12 protein-coding genes are annotated in these 15,674 nt (G+C 41.4%); 5 read left to right on the top strand and 7 right to left on the bottom strand.

Annotated elements, in window-relative coordinates; translation table 11 throughout:
- The first annotated feature begins 4 nt into the window (after positions 1 to 4).
- Both FJD32_RS21520 and FJD32_RS21515 read left to right on the top strand, forming a co-directional pair.
- Positions 5 to 1,378, top strand: a complete 1,374-nt coding sequence (locus FJD32_RS21520; RefSeq protein WP_140906567.1) for a fimbrial protein — start codon at positions 5 to 7, stop codon at positions 1,376 to 1,378.
- On the top strand, positions 1,368 to 2,090 hold the full coding sequence (locus tag FJD32_RS21515) for a molecular chaperone (protein WP_181160267.1): 723 nt from the start codon (positions 1,368 to 1,370) through the stop codon (positions 2,088 to 2,090). The genes FJD32_RS21520 and FJD32_RS21515 overlap by 11 nt, the downstream gene beginning before the upstream one ends.
- A 46-nt stretch (positions 2,091 to 2,136) precedes the next feature.
- Here FJD32_RS21515 and FJD32_RS21510 read toward each other — a convergent pair whose 3' ends face one another.
- Positions 2,137 to 5,532: a transporter substrate-binding domain-containing protein gene (locus tag FJD32_RS21510; protein WP_342190883.1), complete on the bottom strand. Its 3,396-nt coding sequence runs from the start codon at positions 5,530 to 5,532 to the stop codon at positions 2,137 to 2,139.
- 189 nt (positions 5,533 to 5,721) lie between these two features.
- Complete coding sequence (locus tag FJD32_RS21505; RefSeq protein WP_099457250.1) at positions 5,722 to 6,348, bottom strand: response regulator transcription factor; 627 nt, start codon at positions 6,346 to 6,348, stop codon at positions 5,722 to 5,724.
- A 313-nt stretch (positions 6,349 to 6,661) separates the two neighbouring features.
- On the opposite strand from FJD32_RS21505, the gene FJD32_RS21500 reads away from it, so the two are divergent.
- A complete protein-coding gene (locus FJD32_RS21500; RefSeq protein WP_037426652.1) occupies positions 6,662 to 7,900 on the top strand; it encodes an EAL domain-containing response regulator in 1,239 nt (412 codons plus the stop codon).
- 85 nt (positions 7,901 to 7,985) lie between these two features.
- On the opposite strand, the gene menE is transcribed toward FJD32_RS21500, so the two are convergent.
- From menE to FJD32_RS21475, 5 genes are all read right to left on the bottom strand, one after another.
- The gene (gene menE / locus FJD32_RS21495; RefSeq protein WP_099457251.1) at positions 7,986 to 9,467 is read right to left on the bottom strand and encodes an o-succinylbenzoate--CoA ligase; all 1,482 of its coding nucleotides are present in this window, start codon (positions 9,465 to 9,467) and stop codon (positions 7,986 to 7,988) included.
- 6 nt (positions 9,468 to 9,473) lie between these two features.
- Positions 9,474 to 10,523, bottom strand: a complete 1,050-nt coding sequence (menC, locus tag FJD32_RS21490) for an o-succinylbenzoate synthase (protein ID WP_088586324.1) — start codon at positions 10,521 to 10,523, stop codon at positions 9,474 to 9,476.
- 50 nt (positions 10,524 to 10,573) lie between these two features.
- Positions 10,574 to 11,374, bottom strand: coding sequence for a 2-succinyl-6-hydroxy-2,4-cyclohexadiene-1-carboxylate synthase (menH, locus tag FJD32_RS21485; protein ID WP_099457252.1), 801 nt, complete (start codon positions 11,372 to 11,374; stop codon positions 10,574 to 10,576).
- Positions 11,374 to 13,095: a 2-succinyl-5-enolpyruvyl-6-hydroxy-3-cyclohexene-1-carboxylic-acid synthase gene (gene menD, locus FJD32_RS21480; RefSeq protein ID WP_037423610.1), complete on the bottom strand. Its 1,722-nt coding sequence runs from the start codon at positions 13,093 to 13,095 to the stop codon at positions 11,374 to 11,376. Before menD ends, menH begins: the two co-directional genes overlap by 1 nt.
- Before the next feature lie 176 nt (positions 13,096 to 13,271).
- Positions 13,272 to 14,240, bottom strand: a complete 969-nt coding sequence (locus FJD32_RS21475; protein ID WP_088586322.1) for a LysR family transcriptional regulator — start codon at positions 14,238 to 14,240, stop codon at positions 13,272 to 13,274.
- Positions 14,241 to 14,652: 412 nt separating this feature from the next.
- On the opposite strand from FJD32_RS21475, the gene FJD32_RS21470 reads away from it, so the two are divergent.
- Entirely contained in the window at positions 14,653 to 15,129 is a 477-nt protein-coding gene (locus tag FJD32_RS21470; RefSeq protein ID WP_037423607.1) for a DUF2726 domain-containing protein, read from the top strand.
- A gap of 77 nt (positions 15,130 to 15,206) precedes the next feature.
- Complete coding sequence (locus FJD32_RS21465) at positions 15,207 to 15,671, top strand: nitrite reductase (protein WP_037423605.1); 465 nt, start codon at positions 15,207 to 15,209, stop codon at positions 15,669 to 15,671.
- Positions 15,672 to 15,674 lie beyond the last annotated feature (3 nt).

The following is a 15,674-nucleotide window of genomic DNA, read 5'->3' as shown; positions in this document are numbered from 1 at the left end:
GGATATGTTTAAGAGTGTAACTAACGAAAATCGTTATAAGTTTGCTGTCACTTTTTTGTTGGCTTCGGGACTATTAATCACAAGTGGTACGCATGCGAACTGTCAACGTATCTCTACCACTACCACGAGTCCAACCAATGGAGCCTATGTAGATCCACTGTACGGTAAAACCGCAATTTGGGATGGTGCACATGACCCTAATCGTGGTGACCTCAATTTACCCATAGTGCATATTTCGGATACCGCATTCCAACCTAATGGAACCATGTTAGCGTCATCAATAGTACCGTTTATTACTTACGGGCAAAGAGGAGGTTATGATCCTGAACAGGTACTGTTTCGTTGCGATGCAGCGGATGAGAATGAAATCTTTGAATACTATTCGGTAAATGCGGACAATGCATATAGTGGTATGTATGAAGATGGTGTTGCTGATGGTGTGGATAAGGGATATTCAACATACATAAAAAATGTTGTTGCGAGGCTTAAAAATAATCAGAGTGGTGAATATTTTTCGCGTATATGGCAAAAGCGCGCAATGACAGGATTAGACCGAGATGCACAAGGGCGTATTTTAGTGAAAGCGAAAAACTTCACTGATATTACGGTAGAGTTATTTAGGATCCGGGATGTTAGAGGTGTTAGTGGCAGCAGCGCTATTAATAGGCCATACGAGAGTGCTTATACCTATAATCAACCTGCGGGTTATATCGCGTTTGGTGGCCCTGGAATAACTCATCCCACGGAGGGAATCGACCATATATCGCATTATCCTGGTTGGTACGCGCAATGGCCAGGCAATATTAGTTTTTATCAACAAATGCTAGTAAGACGTACTCCTGGAACTTGCTCAGTAAGTAGTGTTGCTCCCTATGTCCTTTTTCCAGCAGCAACAATTAATGAACTAGCACAAGGTCACTCTGTAAACGTCAATATGTCATTGAGCTACAGGTGTCAGGGAGATTTTGTTTCGGGCACCCAAGCTGGAAATTTTGCTGTTGGCTTTAAGATTGATGCAAATAGTTTTAATAGGGCTAAAGCTATGGGACTAACGGATCAAGCCGCGGTGAGTCATCTGTTGAGCCAGAATTATGGGAGTCCTGGTTATGCACAAGGGGTTGGGGTGATATTGGAACGTGAAGACGGTCTTACGCAACCATTTGTGATTAAGACCTACCCAGATCTTGGAACGGGAATATATGACTCCAGTAAGGATGGTTGGCGCAAATTTATTGGTACAAATATTGACTATGATCCGGTTAATAAGGTCACTATTTTGCACGAAACCTATACGGCCAAATTAACCAAAATACCAGGTGAGACTGTTACAGCAGGTAAATATTATGCACAGGCTCAAGTACTTATTCGTGTTCAGTAAAATAGCTATTATTGGCTTCATCTTGGTCAGCACAAACTGTATCGCTGGCGTAGTTATCAATAAAACCAGAGTCGTTATGTATGACAATGAGCAGGCACAACAGTTAACATTGGCAAATACGAACGACTTTCCTGTGATCACTCAATTATGGGTTGATGATGGTGATATCAATGCTACGCCAGAAAATACTAGGGCACCGATAATGGCAGTACCAGCGATGTTAAAGTTCTCTCCAGGAGAACATAAGAGCATTCGATTAATCAATTTGAATCATAGTGAAAAGCGTGATCAGGAGGAAATGTATTGGCTCAACATTTATGAAATACCGCCTCAGCCAGGTAACGATGTATCTAGTTCTGATAATCAATTGATGATTTTAACCATAAGAACACAAATAAAAGTATTTTTAAGGCCAATTAAATTAAAAATGCAGCAGGATACAAGATTTGATAAACAATATTTTTCTATTGATAATAATAAATTAACAATAAAAAATGATTCACCATTTTTTATTGTTTATAGTAAGGTTTCGATTTCAGATGGTTTTAATGATGTTGAAATTTATCCAGAAACCTTGTCGCCATTCTCTAGCAAATCCATTAACATAGTTAGTCAAGACAAAGTGTTAAATTCTAAAAATGTTAAAATTAAGTTTGACTACATTGATGATGATGGTTTTATAAACTCGAGACATACTAAGTTAATAAATTAGCCAAAAGGGCTATCAGTGCTCTTTTGGCTTAAATTTTTTAGTAAAATTATTCAATAGAATTGTTTTTCTCTATGTAATCTGAAATTTCATTGTCTAATTTTTCTAGCGTATCAATGAGTAATAAGAAATCATTTTCAAGTGAGTTATGGCTTGATTGCTCAAGGATTTCACAACATGCAACAAGTCTTTTCGCATCAATTATTCTTGCAGCGCCTTTAATTTTATGGGCAATATCTTTAATTCTTTGGTAGTCCATACCTTTTTTAGCTTGGATTAAAGTCTCTTTGTCTGATTTATTACTCTTAGTAAGTTCAGTAAGTAGTTTTATAATCAGCTCTTTATTGTTACCAGTTAGGTTATTAACAACATCAGGTGAAAAACTGATCTCGGAAATATCACTATTATAAACTTGGTTGTGAATTAATAGTGCATCACTTAATTCTTGTAAGCTAATAGGTTTAAATAAACAATTATTCATTCCTGCCTTTAAACATGCTTCCTTAACCTCTTTTTGAGCATTAGCAGTATAGCCAATTATAATAGGAGCAATTTTACTATAGTGTTTTTCAATATTTCTTATATTCTTGCAAAATTCATATCCGTCCATTTCAGGCATATTACAATCAGTAATAATGTACTGAATTTCGTTTTCTTTAAAAAGATCAATAGCAGATTTTCCATTGTCAGATTCAATAACATTATGACCTAAAAATTTTAATTGCTGAGCAAGTAATAACCGATTTGCTGGGTGATCGTCCACAATGAGTATATTATAGGATTGTTCTTCCTTATGATAATCTATTATCTGTGTTTCTACTATTTTTGGTAGTTCTTCGAGTAAATTTAATCTCAGCTCCATTCTAATCTCTGTTCCTGAGTTGAGCTGGCTTTTTAATTCTAATGTTCCACCCATCATTTCACACAATGAACGACAAATCATTAATCCTAATCCGGTTCCACCATATTTATTATGGGATTCATGACCTTGTGAAAATGGCATAAAGAGTTTTAGCTGATCTTCCGGTGAAATTCCTATGCCTGTATCTATAACCGTGAAAATAAAGCAACATTGGCTGTTACTTAGATTCGCACAACTGACAGATATTTGTACGCTGCCAACTGCGGTAAATTTAATTGCATTGCCGATTAAATTCGATAGTATTTGCTTTATCCTCATGGGATCTACTAGCACATCATTTTTAATATGAGTATCAAAGTTAAGCTCTAGTGATAAGCCTTTTTGATGTGCTAGTCCCTCAAACACCCTAACCACGGAAGTAACAATTGATTTTAAATTGGTTCTTACTGGAGATAATGTTAATTGCCCTGCTTCAATGCGTGCTATATCAAGAATGTCGCCAATAAGTTCAAGTAAGCCGTTTGCAGAGTCGTAAGCTACTTTAATCGTGTTTAGTTCCGAAACTGGTAAATTTGGACTCTTAAGCGCTAACTCTAACATGCCAATTATAGCATTCATTGGGGTCCTGATTTCATGGCTCATAGTCGCTAAGAAAGTGCTTTTGGCTTGGCTTGCCGTATCTGCAACTTCTTTTGCATTTTCTAACTCTTTAATTAATTTGACTCGGTCACTAACATCTATCCATCCGCCAATAATACCTTCAATATTTCCAGCATCGTCACCATAGGATTTGAACCAGTGGTAAATATTATATTTTACACCGTCAATATGTAACTCTCTATCTTTAAATATGGGAATGCCGTCCTCTAAAGCTTGTATATATTCCTTATCAACCAGAGGTGCCTCAATAGCACGAATAGTTCCTTCTATAGTTGTTTTGTGCAATAACTCTTCACGTGAAGAATTGAATGTTCTAAGGTAACTTTCGTTACACATAGTAAGTTCACGTCGTTTATTTCTTACATAGATGGGGTGTGGTATAGCATCAACGATCTGTTGCATAAATAACAATTGCCCATCAAGAGCTTTTGTTGCTTTTAGCCGCTGTCTATAGTGTTGTCTAGTGTATAGTGTCCAACCTATCGATACTAAAATTAAAATTAATGATGAAATTAAAATGGTATAAATTGTGTAACGATAATCTTTCCAGGTCTGTTTTGCTGGTAGAGAATTACTTCTCCAGTAATTTTCTAAAGTTTGTAGTTCGTTTGGTGGTATCGCAATTAATGTTTTGTTAATAATGTCAACCAGTATGTGCTCTTCCTTTTTCACGGCAAAGTTAGCCGCGGCAGTCGGAATTTTCTCCACCACCTCTTTAACTTCAAGTATGTCATCAAAATAGCCATGGTTATAATAGTCTGCAATATTTAATGGTATAATGGTGTAATCAGCTTCACTGTTCTTTACTGTATCTAGAGCCTCGATAAAGTTAGATGTTAGCTTTATCTCTTTAAATTTAATATATTGTCTAGTATATTCTTCAATAGCATGATCACGGGGTATTGCTATTATCGGATCATTAATTTCAACGTTGTTTTTCCTTTGGACAATAATGTAAGGTGAGCTGGAAAATTCTGATGAAAAGTCAAAAAAAATTGCTCTGTTTTTATTTGGTGTTAATATGGTGATATATGGTGTTTTGCTTTTTAAAACTAGTTCCTGCTGCTCATTAAAGTCTTTTGAAGATGTATAATCAATATCTAATCCAGAGTATAATCTTAATAACTCCAAGATCTCAATTGCGTATCCTGCAGGACGTCCTGAACTATTAAGATAGGATAGAGGAGCCATATACTCGTTAAAGACAACATTTATTTTTCCATTCCTTTTGATCCAGTTTTTTTCTTCTTCATTAAATATAGGCAATTCGCTTTTTTCTGGAATAATATATCCACCTCCACTCCATCGTTTACGAATTAGTCGGCTTTCATCTTTAGATATTGTTTTTATCGCTTTATTTAAAATTTCTAGAAGCATATCATTGGTATCACTAGCTGCAAATGCAATGCCTTTTGAGTCGATATGTAAGTAATCGTCTAGCTGAAGCCTCTTGTAAAATGTGTTATTTATCATGTAATTTGCTGAAGATAAATCCATGATAACAGCATCAGTTTTCCCAAAAGCCGCAGCAGCAACTGCTGCTTGTTTTGTTGGATAGTTGATGATAGTTTTATTCGGGAAGTATTCTTTAACAACTTTATCTGCTAAGTAATCATATGCCATTGAGATCGTTTTGACCTCAGCATTTAATGACGTATTTTTAAATAATGCTGGACGATCTGAGATATAGGGTATGGATAGCTTTAACCCGTTATATTCTTCGTAACTATTTGCTGTGGTTAGTAAGTCCACATCTCCATTTTTGACTGCATTAATTGCGTCTTCTCTGACTTTAAAACGGATAATTTCAACCTGTGTATGGAGAGAGTCTTTTATTAGCTGTAAGAAATCTGCACTAATCCCTTGATAGTATTGACTTTCATCATCAGCAACATCATAGGGATGGAAATTAGGCTCAGTTATTGCAATTCTTATGATTTTAAATTTTCTCAGGTATTCTTCTTCGGATTTAGTTAATGCTGTACTCTCAGCTTCTAGATTCGGATGTCCCTTCAGTAAAAAAGTATCACTATCGAGTGTGTGCAGTTGGTTTGTGAAAAGATAATATAGTGATGGCTATTATAATAATTGGATTTATTATAGTCGCAATTTTCATGATAAATTATGTCTCTTCGCAATTTCTATTATGTCTACTAGTGTTTTAGCGTTTAGTTTTTCTAAAAGTCTAGTTTTATAAGTGCTGATGGTTTTATTACTAAGCAACATCCTATCAGCAATTTCTTTATTAGATAACCCTGTTGCGAGTTGTTGCAATACAACCATTTCTCTAGTTGAGAGTTTTTTAATTAGTTCGGCTTCATCCTGGCTAGACTTTGATATCACATTGCTATTTGCCAATATTGGAAAGTAGGAGTGCCCTGAAAGAATTGCTTTTAATGCACCTGTTACTTCTGTTAAATCTTTTTGTTTTGAAACAAAACCAGATGCTCCCGCTTGAATACAGCGAGAAACAAAGTGCTCTGATGGTTGTGCGGTTAATACTAATATAGGTGGATTATTATTTAATCTTCGTGATCTATCAATTACTTTCAGTCCATCAAGTTGTGGAATTCCTATATCTAAAATAACAGCATCTGGTGATAGTTCTTTAATTAACCTGAGAGCATCGACGCCATTATTAGTCTCACCAATAATATTAAAGTTATTTTGCTCAAGAATAATTTTCAATGCCAAGATTACAACCGGATGATCATCAACTATTAATATTTTTTTCTTCATCAATAAAACTCCATAACCATTATGTACAGATTTTATCCTTTGTAAGCTCTTGTAGGAAATACTAGATAGCTATTCGGATATTTCCTACGCAGTGTTCGGGCATTTCTTTTTTAAAATTATCGTAGGATAGACGAAATGAGAACTATTTTTTACTACTCATAACATTTAGGTGGCGCCCTTTACGTATGTTGCAACTTGTAGCGACTTGTGGCGCAACCTATCTAAGTATAGCTATTTATCTGCAACTGGAAGCTGTAGTTCATTCTGAAAGGATACTATGAGATTTTAGATGGTTAGATTTGAAGGACATTTGATGAGTAAGATTCGGGTATTAGTCTTAGAAGATCATCCCTTTCAGCGTGCAGTACTTGAATATAACTTAGCTTCGTTTGCTGATGTTGAGGTATTTGCATTTGGCTGCGTTCAGGATGCTTTTACTTGGCTCGATGTTCACAATAGTGCTGATATTGTTATTTGTGATTTGATGATGGCAGGAATAGATGGCTTATCGTTTTTGCGCAAGGCGAAGGCTAAATACAGCATCCACGCAGTAGCTTTGTTTAGCTGTATCGATATGGAATTAAGGCGAGCTGTATCGCAGATGATAAAAATGCTTAATTTTGAGTATCTTGGCGATTTGAGTAAAAGTCCTTCTATTGGAAACTTGCAAAGTATGTTGGATAAGTTTGTCTATTCTCGTACTCAAAAACGTAAAGTGATGTCCTCTTCTCGAATTGAAATTAGACCGAAAGATTTTTCATTAGCTGATTTTCAGTTAGCACTTGAGCAACATCAATTTGTGGGTTTTTATCAGCCTAAATTCGATGTCACAGACTTTAGTCTGGCGGGTGTCGAAGTGTTAGCTAGATGGATTCATCCTGAAGTTGGCACGCTTAGCCCAGCCGTGTTTATTGAGCCACTGATTGGCTATGAGCTACTCGACGAATTGTTTTTACAATTATTTGAGCAAGGCTGTCGGTTACAACAAGAGCTGCATCAAAAAAATCATCATATTTCAATGGCCTATAATCTCGATATCTCCCAGCTCAATTCGACAAAGTTGGTTTATCGTATTGTGGATATCGCCAAGAGATTTAACCTCCATTCAAGGTTCATCACGCTTGAAATTACTGAGACAGGATTGCTTTCTGCTCCAGCGGTGAATATGGAAAACCTGATTAGGTTACGCATGCAGGGCTTCGAGCTAGCAATAGATGATTTTGGCGCGGCTCATTCTTCTCTCGCGAGATTATGTGAATTGCCATTCTCGCAAATTAAGTTAGATAGCTGTTTTGTTAGGGAGTTAGGTGTTGAACCTCGATGTCAGGCTGCGATATCAAGTGTGATTGCGTTATCTCAGGCACTTAATATGGAGTTAGTCATCGAGGGAATCGAAACAAACTCTCAGTTGGCCATATTGCAACAACTGGGTTGTACTGTTGGACAGGGCTTTTGTTTCTCCCGGCCCATTGATGAGCATACGTTTGTTCAGCGATTTTTTCCTATTGATATTGAAAGTGACGATTTTAACAGGTTGTATACTGAGGGCTAATACAAGCAAGATATGCAATGTTAATGAGATGACTTTTGCTCACTTTAATGTTGCGCAGTGCTCCCGACAAAATAGCTGAGTTTAGTTATGCAGTCAGCTTGATGATAAGTTGCCGATTCACTTTTAGGCCTGTTTGCTCGGCATTTTCTGGCCAAGGGTAATAGCGGCGCGGTCGTTTAAAGCGGGCGATTTTGTCGGCGAGAAAGACTTCGAGCTCGGCCTCTATCGCACTCATCTCTTGGCTGGTGTGGCTGCGGCTTGCATCGCTGCTGATAGTCTTAGCGTGGAAAATGTCACCGCGGATGATAGCCGCTGGGAGCTGACCGAAGAGGGGATCGGGCTGAGGGAAGACGATTGCCTCATCTATTAGCGGATGAAGTTTGAGTGCCGCTTCAATCTCTTCTGGTTGAATGTTTTCGCCGCCGCTAATAAACATATTATCGACGCGGCCAAGAATGCGGAGATTGCCGTTTTCGTCCCATTCGCCTCTGTCCTTGGTATAAAACCAACCGTCGGCATCAAGGGGCTTTTCTATTCCTTTATCAGCGAGATAACCCATAAATAAGCAATCTCCCCTTACCCAAATCACCCCATCAACAATCTTAAGCTCGCGTCTTGGCAGTAATTTGCCACTCGTACCATCGCTCAGCGCGGGGCCAGTGGTGATTTGCGAGCCCATTTCCGTCATACCGTAGCTGGTAAAGCTGGCAATATGCCGCTGTTCGAGCTGTTTAAGTAAATCGATAGAAATTGCGCCGCCGCCCAGTAGCAGGGCTTTAATGCTGCTGAGCGAGGCCTGTTTGTCAGTGAGCAAATTGACTAACTGGGTCGGCACGAGGGACATATGGGTTAACGCATCGCGCTCGATTTGCGCCTGTAGCGGGAGAGCGAGATCCGGCAGCACCACAGTCGCTGCGACTAGGGCGCAGCGGTTGAGTATTGCAAGGCCGCCAATATGAAACAGCGGTAATGATAATAACCAAGCATCACCTTTGATGAGTGGGATCAGGCTGCGGGCGCCCTCGGCATTAACAATGTGATTCGCAAGATTGTGTACGGCCGCCTTGGGAAAGCCGCTAGAGCCAGAGGTTAAAATCACATTACTAGGACGATAAATATCAAAAGCTGTCGCGGTTAGGCCAGCGTTTGGAGCCACGCCTAGACTAAAATCTAGCGTGAGTTGATGACAGCCTGATAAAGCCAGCTCATCTTCGCTCCAATAGAAAGGGATTTGGTGGCTATCGATAAGCCCTTGAACTTGCGCCAGCGGAAAGCGCGGTGAGATAGGAAAAAAGATGGCGCCAATATCCACGCAGGCCCAATACAGGCAAATCATCTCTAGATTATTACGGCTGATACACGCCAGTGGTTGCCCTTGACCAACGCCGATGCGCGTGAGCTGCTCACCTAATCCCAGCACCATTTGGCTTAAGCTCGCGTAGCTGATGTCTTGCCCATTGCACTTAACCGCGGTTTGTTCAGGGAGCGTGAGCGCGGCGCTATGTAATGGCGAAATACCTTGCTGTGAAATAGATTGGGATGAGGCCAATGCTTTAGATTCGGACATTGTCGATTAATCCTGCTGCGTACTGGCTACAAGTTTAAGGCATTTAAGCGTAAGAGTTTGGGGCTTGCCGCTTGGTACGATTAAGTCTTGGCTAAAGGCGGCTAACGTATCGAGCCCAGGAATTTCAACGGGCGTCAGTATGGCGGCTAAATGGGCCAAATCATTGATACCTAAGCTGGCCTCAAGGCTGGAACTTAAGATACAGCGCACGCCATGGCTGTTCGCCTCGTCGATAAGGCGCTGAAGTTTTTCAATACTGCCCAGTAGCATGGGTTTGATGACTAATGCCGTTAATCCCTCATGCATCACAAATTGATAATCTGGGTCATTGAGGGATTCATCTAGGGCATAGGGCAGGGGAATGGTGCGATGCAGAGTGCGATTATCCTGCGGCTGTTTGCAAGGTTCTTCAATATATTCAATGCTATCTAGTGGCAAGCAAGCGGCAAAGTCGAGGGCCTGTTCCAAACTAAATCCACGGTTGGCATCTAAGCGCAGCTTGAGTTCCGGTCTTTGGCTTAAGATGCCATAAATCAAACTTAACTCATCTTCCATGGAGGTTTGTGCAACCTTCACTTTAACTGAGCGCACACTGCTATCGAGCTTGGCGATTTTAGCTATCAACTCGGCTTTGGGCGCATCTGTTGGCTGGTAAATCAACGGTACTGTGGTGGTAACTGGGCGCACTGTATCGAGTTTTCCGCTGAGTTTGGCATGTAGCAGGCTTAAGCCAAAGGCAATGGACGGATAGGAACTCGCTTCGGCCTGCTCGAGCAAGCAATCAATTGATTGGTTTTGCAGCTTGGGTAATAGCGCCACTAAGGCCTGTTGAACCTCATCGAGGCTTTCACGGCTAAAGCCTAATAATGGCTGTTGGTCGATATCGAACCCTGAGAGTGGCGCGATTTCAACATACTGCTCACGCACTTCACCTTCGGTTTGCGCTTTTGCCTGTAGTACTAAGCCTGCTCTGTAGTCAATGCGTTGTTTACCCACAGGCAAAAAGCGGTTTAAGGGCAGGCGATATAAATACAAGCTAAGTGAAGTTAAGATCATATTTTCCTTAACGCTTTATCGATTTAAAGGCGGTCTGTTTGCGTGGTTCTTTAAGGCAAGCGCTTGCCGATTAAGCTTTTTATACAGGCGAGTAATCCCGCAGGATTGGCTTGATGTATGTTATGCCCCGCCTGTTCAATCTGATGCAAGATGATGGGCTGTTGTGCTTGCCAGTCCTTTGCGATCGCCGTGAATTTAGCATCCTGGCTGCCGGCAAAAAAATGGCATTCGCAAGCAAGGCTTGCAGGTAGATCCCAAAGTGAAGTTTGGCGGGCAAGTGAGGTAGCCAAAAAGATTTGCTTGAGTATGTGTTTGGGATGTTGGTCGAGCTGCGCCACGCGCTTTGCTATCAAGGCATTGCGCGCCTTGTCGGGCATATTGGCAAACACGGCCTGTTGATACCAAAGCTGTAAAAAATCCACGCTACTCAAGCTTTGCAGCCGTTTGGCCCACAGCTTGTCGCTCTTGCTGCGCGCGGCTTGTTCTTCGGTATTTGTCAGCCCGGGATGACAGGATTCTAGCCACAAACTCAACACTCGCTGCGGATAAGCTTGGGCAAGATGTAAGGCAATCCGCCCACCGAGGGAATACCCATAGAGGTAAAACGCTTCAATGCCGAGGCGATCGAGGCGGCTGATAATGTCTTGGACACAAAAGTCGAAGCCATCAGTGAGCGTCGATGCGATTTCTGGTTGATTGTCGCCGTGGCCGGGTAAATCGAGGCAGATGCAGTGAAAATGTTGGCTGAGTTTAGGGATCAGCGGTAGCCAATCGGCCTTCGATCCTAAAAAACCATGGATCAGGACCAAGTTTGGCTGTGCTGTCTCTCCATAACGGGCCACGGTCGGCATTAGCTTTGTTTCACCCATAAATTCAGCGCGGCGATCTGCTCGCTGGCTTGGTGTTGGCTAACGGTGACTTCGATGACAGAAGCACCCTGATAATCCAGCGCTTCATTATAGCTATTTTGGAAGTCGGCTAAGTTATCCACTTGGTTATAAGGAAGATTAAACATAGCGGCGGCATAACCAAATTCCAGACCATGGCTTAACCGATAGTAATCACTGCGCAGTTCCTCATTGGGGACGGGCAAGAGATTAAAGATATTACCGCCATCGTTGTTGAGGATAATGATCACCAGCGGACTGGTTAAATTGCGGGCGATGGCAAAGGAGTTGAGATCATGCAACTGGGATAAATCCCCAATAATCAAGCTGGTCGGTTTACCTTGGTGCGCTGCAATACCGCAGGCGGTGGCCAGTAAGCCATCGATCCCCGAGGCGCCGCGATTAGTGTAAGTGGTGGCAGTGCAGCAGCTCACTGGCGCGTACATATCGTACAAACGTACCGGCAGGCTATTGCCGATAAACAATTGCTGCTCCAGTGGTCGTGTATTGGCAATCGCGCGGATAACCTGAGCTTCACCAAACTCACCTTGATCAATATTGCGCACGAATAAACTATGCAATTCATCGTTGTAGCTAACTAAGGTATTAGCCCAATTCGCCGATGAAGAGCGATACCAGTTAAGCGATGCAAATTGGGCGGCGTTGGCGTGCCAAATGTGTTTAGCGTTATGGCTTGGGTCGAGCCTATCTTGCTGCGGCAGCACTTGCCAGTAACTGTGCCAGTTTTGTTCGGCAAGGTAAGCAATCAAACGCTTAGACAATAAGCGTCCACCAAACACCAGCACGCGGTCTGCCTCTTGTAACAGATTGCGCGCCTTAGGATGTTGCAGTAGTTGGTCAATATTACCAATCGCCGCCGGATGTTGTCGCAGTTGCGACTGAGCATCGGTCAGTAACGGCCAGCCAATTTTTTGAGATAGCGCAATGAGTTGCTGTGGATCTTGCTCTGGCGTGAGCGTACCCGCGATGATTACGCCCTTACCATGGACGAAACGCATAATGGCATCTTCGCTCGGGCTGCTTAATTGTTCACGCTTACCATAAAGAGTGTAAGGACGTGCTTGTTGCAGCCAGGTTTGCAGCGGCTTGAGGTATGGCGATTCGCTATCGAGAATTGTGGCAGTTAATTCACTCGGATATAGCGGTTCACGGTACATACAGTTGATATGCACAGGGCGTGTTTGATTGGCCACGGCCTCATCAAGCGTGGTGAGCAACATCTGCGGTGCAATGTGTACATCCGGCGTGGGGAGATTCACCTGCTGGGCATAATGGGCAAAAATGGCTGGTTGCACTATGGCTTGGTTGGCGCCACAACCGAGTAATTCTGGCGGTCTGTCACCACTAAGGACAATTAAAGGCACATGGGTGAGCCACGCTTCGACTATTGCAGGATAAAGATTAGCGACGGCCGTGCCAGAGGTGGTAATAATAGCTACGGGCGCAGAGCTGGCTTTGGCTAATCCAAGTGCCATAAACCCTAAGCCGCGCTCATCGAAATGCAAATGACGTTTCAGCTTGGTTTGCTGGGCTGCTGCAAGAGTTAACGGGGTTGAGCGTGAGCCTGGTGCCATGCAGACATGCTGCACACCAAGACGTGCTAATTCTTCCAGAATCAGTGCGCCCCACATGAGATTAAGTGTGGCTGTGTTTTCGGTTCGCATAGCAAGATCGATCAGGATAAAGATGGGCCTAGTGTAACGTGTTTGACGATTAAGATGTATGCCCGTCTTAACAAAACTTGGGACGACACGGAGGAGCGGTGAGGTGGAGCCTAAGCTAAGGCACAATATGCCTATCACCTCGAATAATAAGATGAAAACGTGTTAAGTCTTTATCGCTAAATAATGCTATCAACAATTTTCTTTATTTGTTCACTGAGCCACACCAGCTCTTCGCTAGCGCGATTGGGCTGATTCTTTTGCACCAAGAAGATCGTCGGAGCTTCGGTGTCGGCGTATAAACGTTCTGCCTCAAGTTGTGATAATTGACAGGTATGCAGTTCGGGTATTTCTGCCACCATTTCATAAACCACTCGGTAGGGTAATAAAGAAATAGTTTGGCTCTCTCCTAAATATTCAAACAAACTAGAAATACTGGTAATGGTAATTTCAGTATTGAGTTTTATACCATTTTTTATACAGAATTCTTGATATGGGCTAAGGCGAGTACTGGGATTACCGAGATCAGTATTGACATAGGGATACTCTGCAATCGTCTCTAAGGTAATTTCTCGCTTAAAAATGGGATGATTTCGGCTAGCAATAAGATACACCTTACCCATACGTTGCAGTGTTGTGGTTTGTAACTTGTCTCCATAGGCTGCGACATCTGCGGTACTCTTATTGCAACAAATACCGAGGGTGGTATCACCATTGATGATGTCCTGCGTGGTATGCAGTGACCAAGGGGTAATATTGATATGGATAGATTTTTGCTCTTCTTTGATAGCTTGCATTAAGGCTTTAGGGAAGGCATAGGCAATAAGGCCTGGGGCGGCAATCTCAACATGTGTTTTAACATGATTGACATTGGCTGCTCGTACCTTTTGAAACTTCTCTGTACATTCAATGGTTTGTTTCGCTATCGGGTATAAGTGCGTGACAAATTCATTGGGGAATAAGCCATATTTCTTTCGGATAAAAAGCTCATCACCAAATACTTCTCGCAGGTTTTTAAGGCTACGACTTATTTTGGGGGCTGGGATATCTAATGCCTTTGATACATAGGTTGCAGACTTGTTCTCATATAATGAAACAAGTATTTTTAAACTCAGAATATCGAGGCCATCCATGTTACTAATATGCATTTTTTATATTCCTTAATATTGAGTAAATACTTTAAAGAACACCTAATTATGGTGTTATTAATTTAATTTAATGTGAAATCCATCCCAAGTTTTGCACCTTAAATTTATCTATATGTAACAATAGGTTTAGAATTTGATTTTTTATATTTCAAAAAATATTATTAAACTAATTTGAAATTTTAATTTTTGATATTCAGTTACGCCAATTTCATTTTTTTAATTAACTATTATCAATATGTGCATTTTAGATTTACGCTATACAGTAATGTGTCCTGTATCCTAACTTGTTGTTTATGTTTAATTTTGAATTTAAACATGTGATCAAGATCAAAAAAATAAATCCCGTCTGCAATAATACTGAAGGTGCTTTAAAGGAGAAAACAAAAATATAATTGTGTTATTGGAGGCGTATATGAATACTTCAGTCATTCTCAGCTATGCGTTTATGTACTTCGTACTATTCGTAGCGGTGCCATTTGTGTTTGTAATGTTTGTCATGACTTGCATTAAGTTTTTTAGGGCGGATCCCGAAGAGGCTGCACATCATGAAATGAAACTCAAACCAGTGTTATTTGATGAAGATAGTTTCAACTTTTTTAAATCACTAAAAACTGTCGTTGAAGGCAAATACGATGTCTGCTGCAATGTTCCACTCGACACTGTATTTGACATGGACCAGCACGATGCTGATTTAAACCATGAATGCCGTCTCGACTATGTGTTGATTGACCATGATTCTTCAGAAGTCAAAATGGTGATCAGCGACGCCGGTAAGCAAATCAATTCACCCATGAAAAAGCTATTCAGCAAATTCAATATTGGTTTTATTGAAATGAATCAGCATAAACAGTGGGATGCAACAAGTCTCAAGCAAGCGCTAGCCGTTTGACCACGCTCGTCGGGTTCGGAGTTCTCCGAACCCTGACTTCCTCTTTGTTTCCCAATGAATTGATATGAGGACTCGCTATGTCTACACGACAATGGCTGTGGTCATTACGCTTGGGTGCAATGGCATTGCTGCTCAGTTTTTCCGCAACAAGTGCTGAACCCGCGAAGCAAATTAATAGTGATGCTTGCATGAAGTGTCATAAGCGTAATGGTCAAATGTTAGGGCATCACGGCCAGGATGCCATGAAAATGACCTGTTCAAGCTGTCATGGTGAAAAAGGTGATCATCCCAAAAAACCAAATGATTTAGTGGTTTTTGGATTAAATGAGGCATCCGAAGCTGCTGTGCAATTAAAGGTGTGCCAAAAATGCCATATGCCAGCCAAACTCAGCTCCCAAGAGTGGACGCATAATGTGCATGCCCAAAAAGTGGCCTGTGCCGCTTGCCATAAATTACATAGCCCAACCGATCCTATGGCAGAGATGACGCCTAAGGTTCGCAGTGAGCTGTGCCGTACTTGCCATACAGGCCAGCAGGAGTAAGGT

Source organism: Shewanella sp. LC6, from assembly GCF_006385735.2.
Taxonomy (GTDB): Bacteria; Pseudomonadota; Gammaproteobacteria; order Enterobacterales; family Shewanellaceae; genus Shewanella; species Shewanella xiamenensis.
This window is presented reverse-complemented; position numbering and strand designations above follow the sequence as displayed.

What these genes read in the sequence shown, in the direction of transcription:
- FJD32_RS21505 (WP_099457250.1), bottom strand. Translation starts at nt 6,348, where the DNA reads ATGAAGAAAAAAATATTAATAGTTGATGATCATCCGGTTGTAATCTTG.
- FJD32_RS21465 (WP_037423605.1), top strand. Translation starts at nt 15,207, where the DNA reads ATGTCTACACGACAATGGCTGTGGTCATTACGCTTGGGTGCAATGGCA.
- menD (WP_037423610.1), bottom strand. Translation starts at nt 13,095, where the DNA reads ATGCGAACCGAAAACACAGCCACACTTAATCTCATGTGGGGCGCACTG.
- FJD32_RS21500 (WP_037426652.1), top strand. Translation starts at nt 6,662, where the DNA reads ATGAGTAAGATTCGGGTATTAGTCTTAGAAGATCATCCCTTTCAGCGT.
- menH (WP_099457252.1), bottom strand. Translation starts at nt 11,374, where the DNA reads ATGCCGACCGTGGCCCGTTATGGAGAGACAGCACAGCCAAACTTGGTC.
- FJD32_RS21520 (WP_140906567.1), top strand. Translation starts at nt 5, where the DNA reads ATGTTTAAGAGTGTAACTAACGAAAATCGTTATAAGTTTGCTGTCACT.
- FJD32_RS21470 (WP_037423607.1), top strand. Translation starts at nt 14,653, where the DNA reads ATGAATACTTCAGTCATTCTCAGCTATGCGTTTATGTACTTCGTACTA.
- menC (WP_088586324.1), bottom strand. Translation starts at nt 10,523, where the DNA reads ATGATCTTAACTTCACTTAGCTTGTATTTATATCGCCTGCCCTTAAAC.
- menE (WP_099457251.1), bottom strand. Translation starts at nt 9,467, where the DNA reads ATGTCCGAATCTAAAGCATTGGCCTCATCCCAATCTATTTCACAGCAA.
- FJD32_RS21475 (WP_088586322.1), bottom strand. Translation starts at nt 14,240, where the DNA reads ATGCATATTAGTAACATGGATGGCCTCGATATTCTGAGTTTAAAAATA.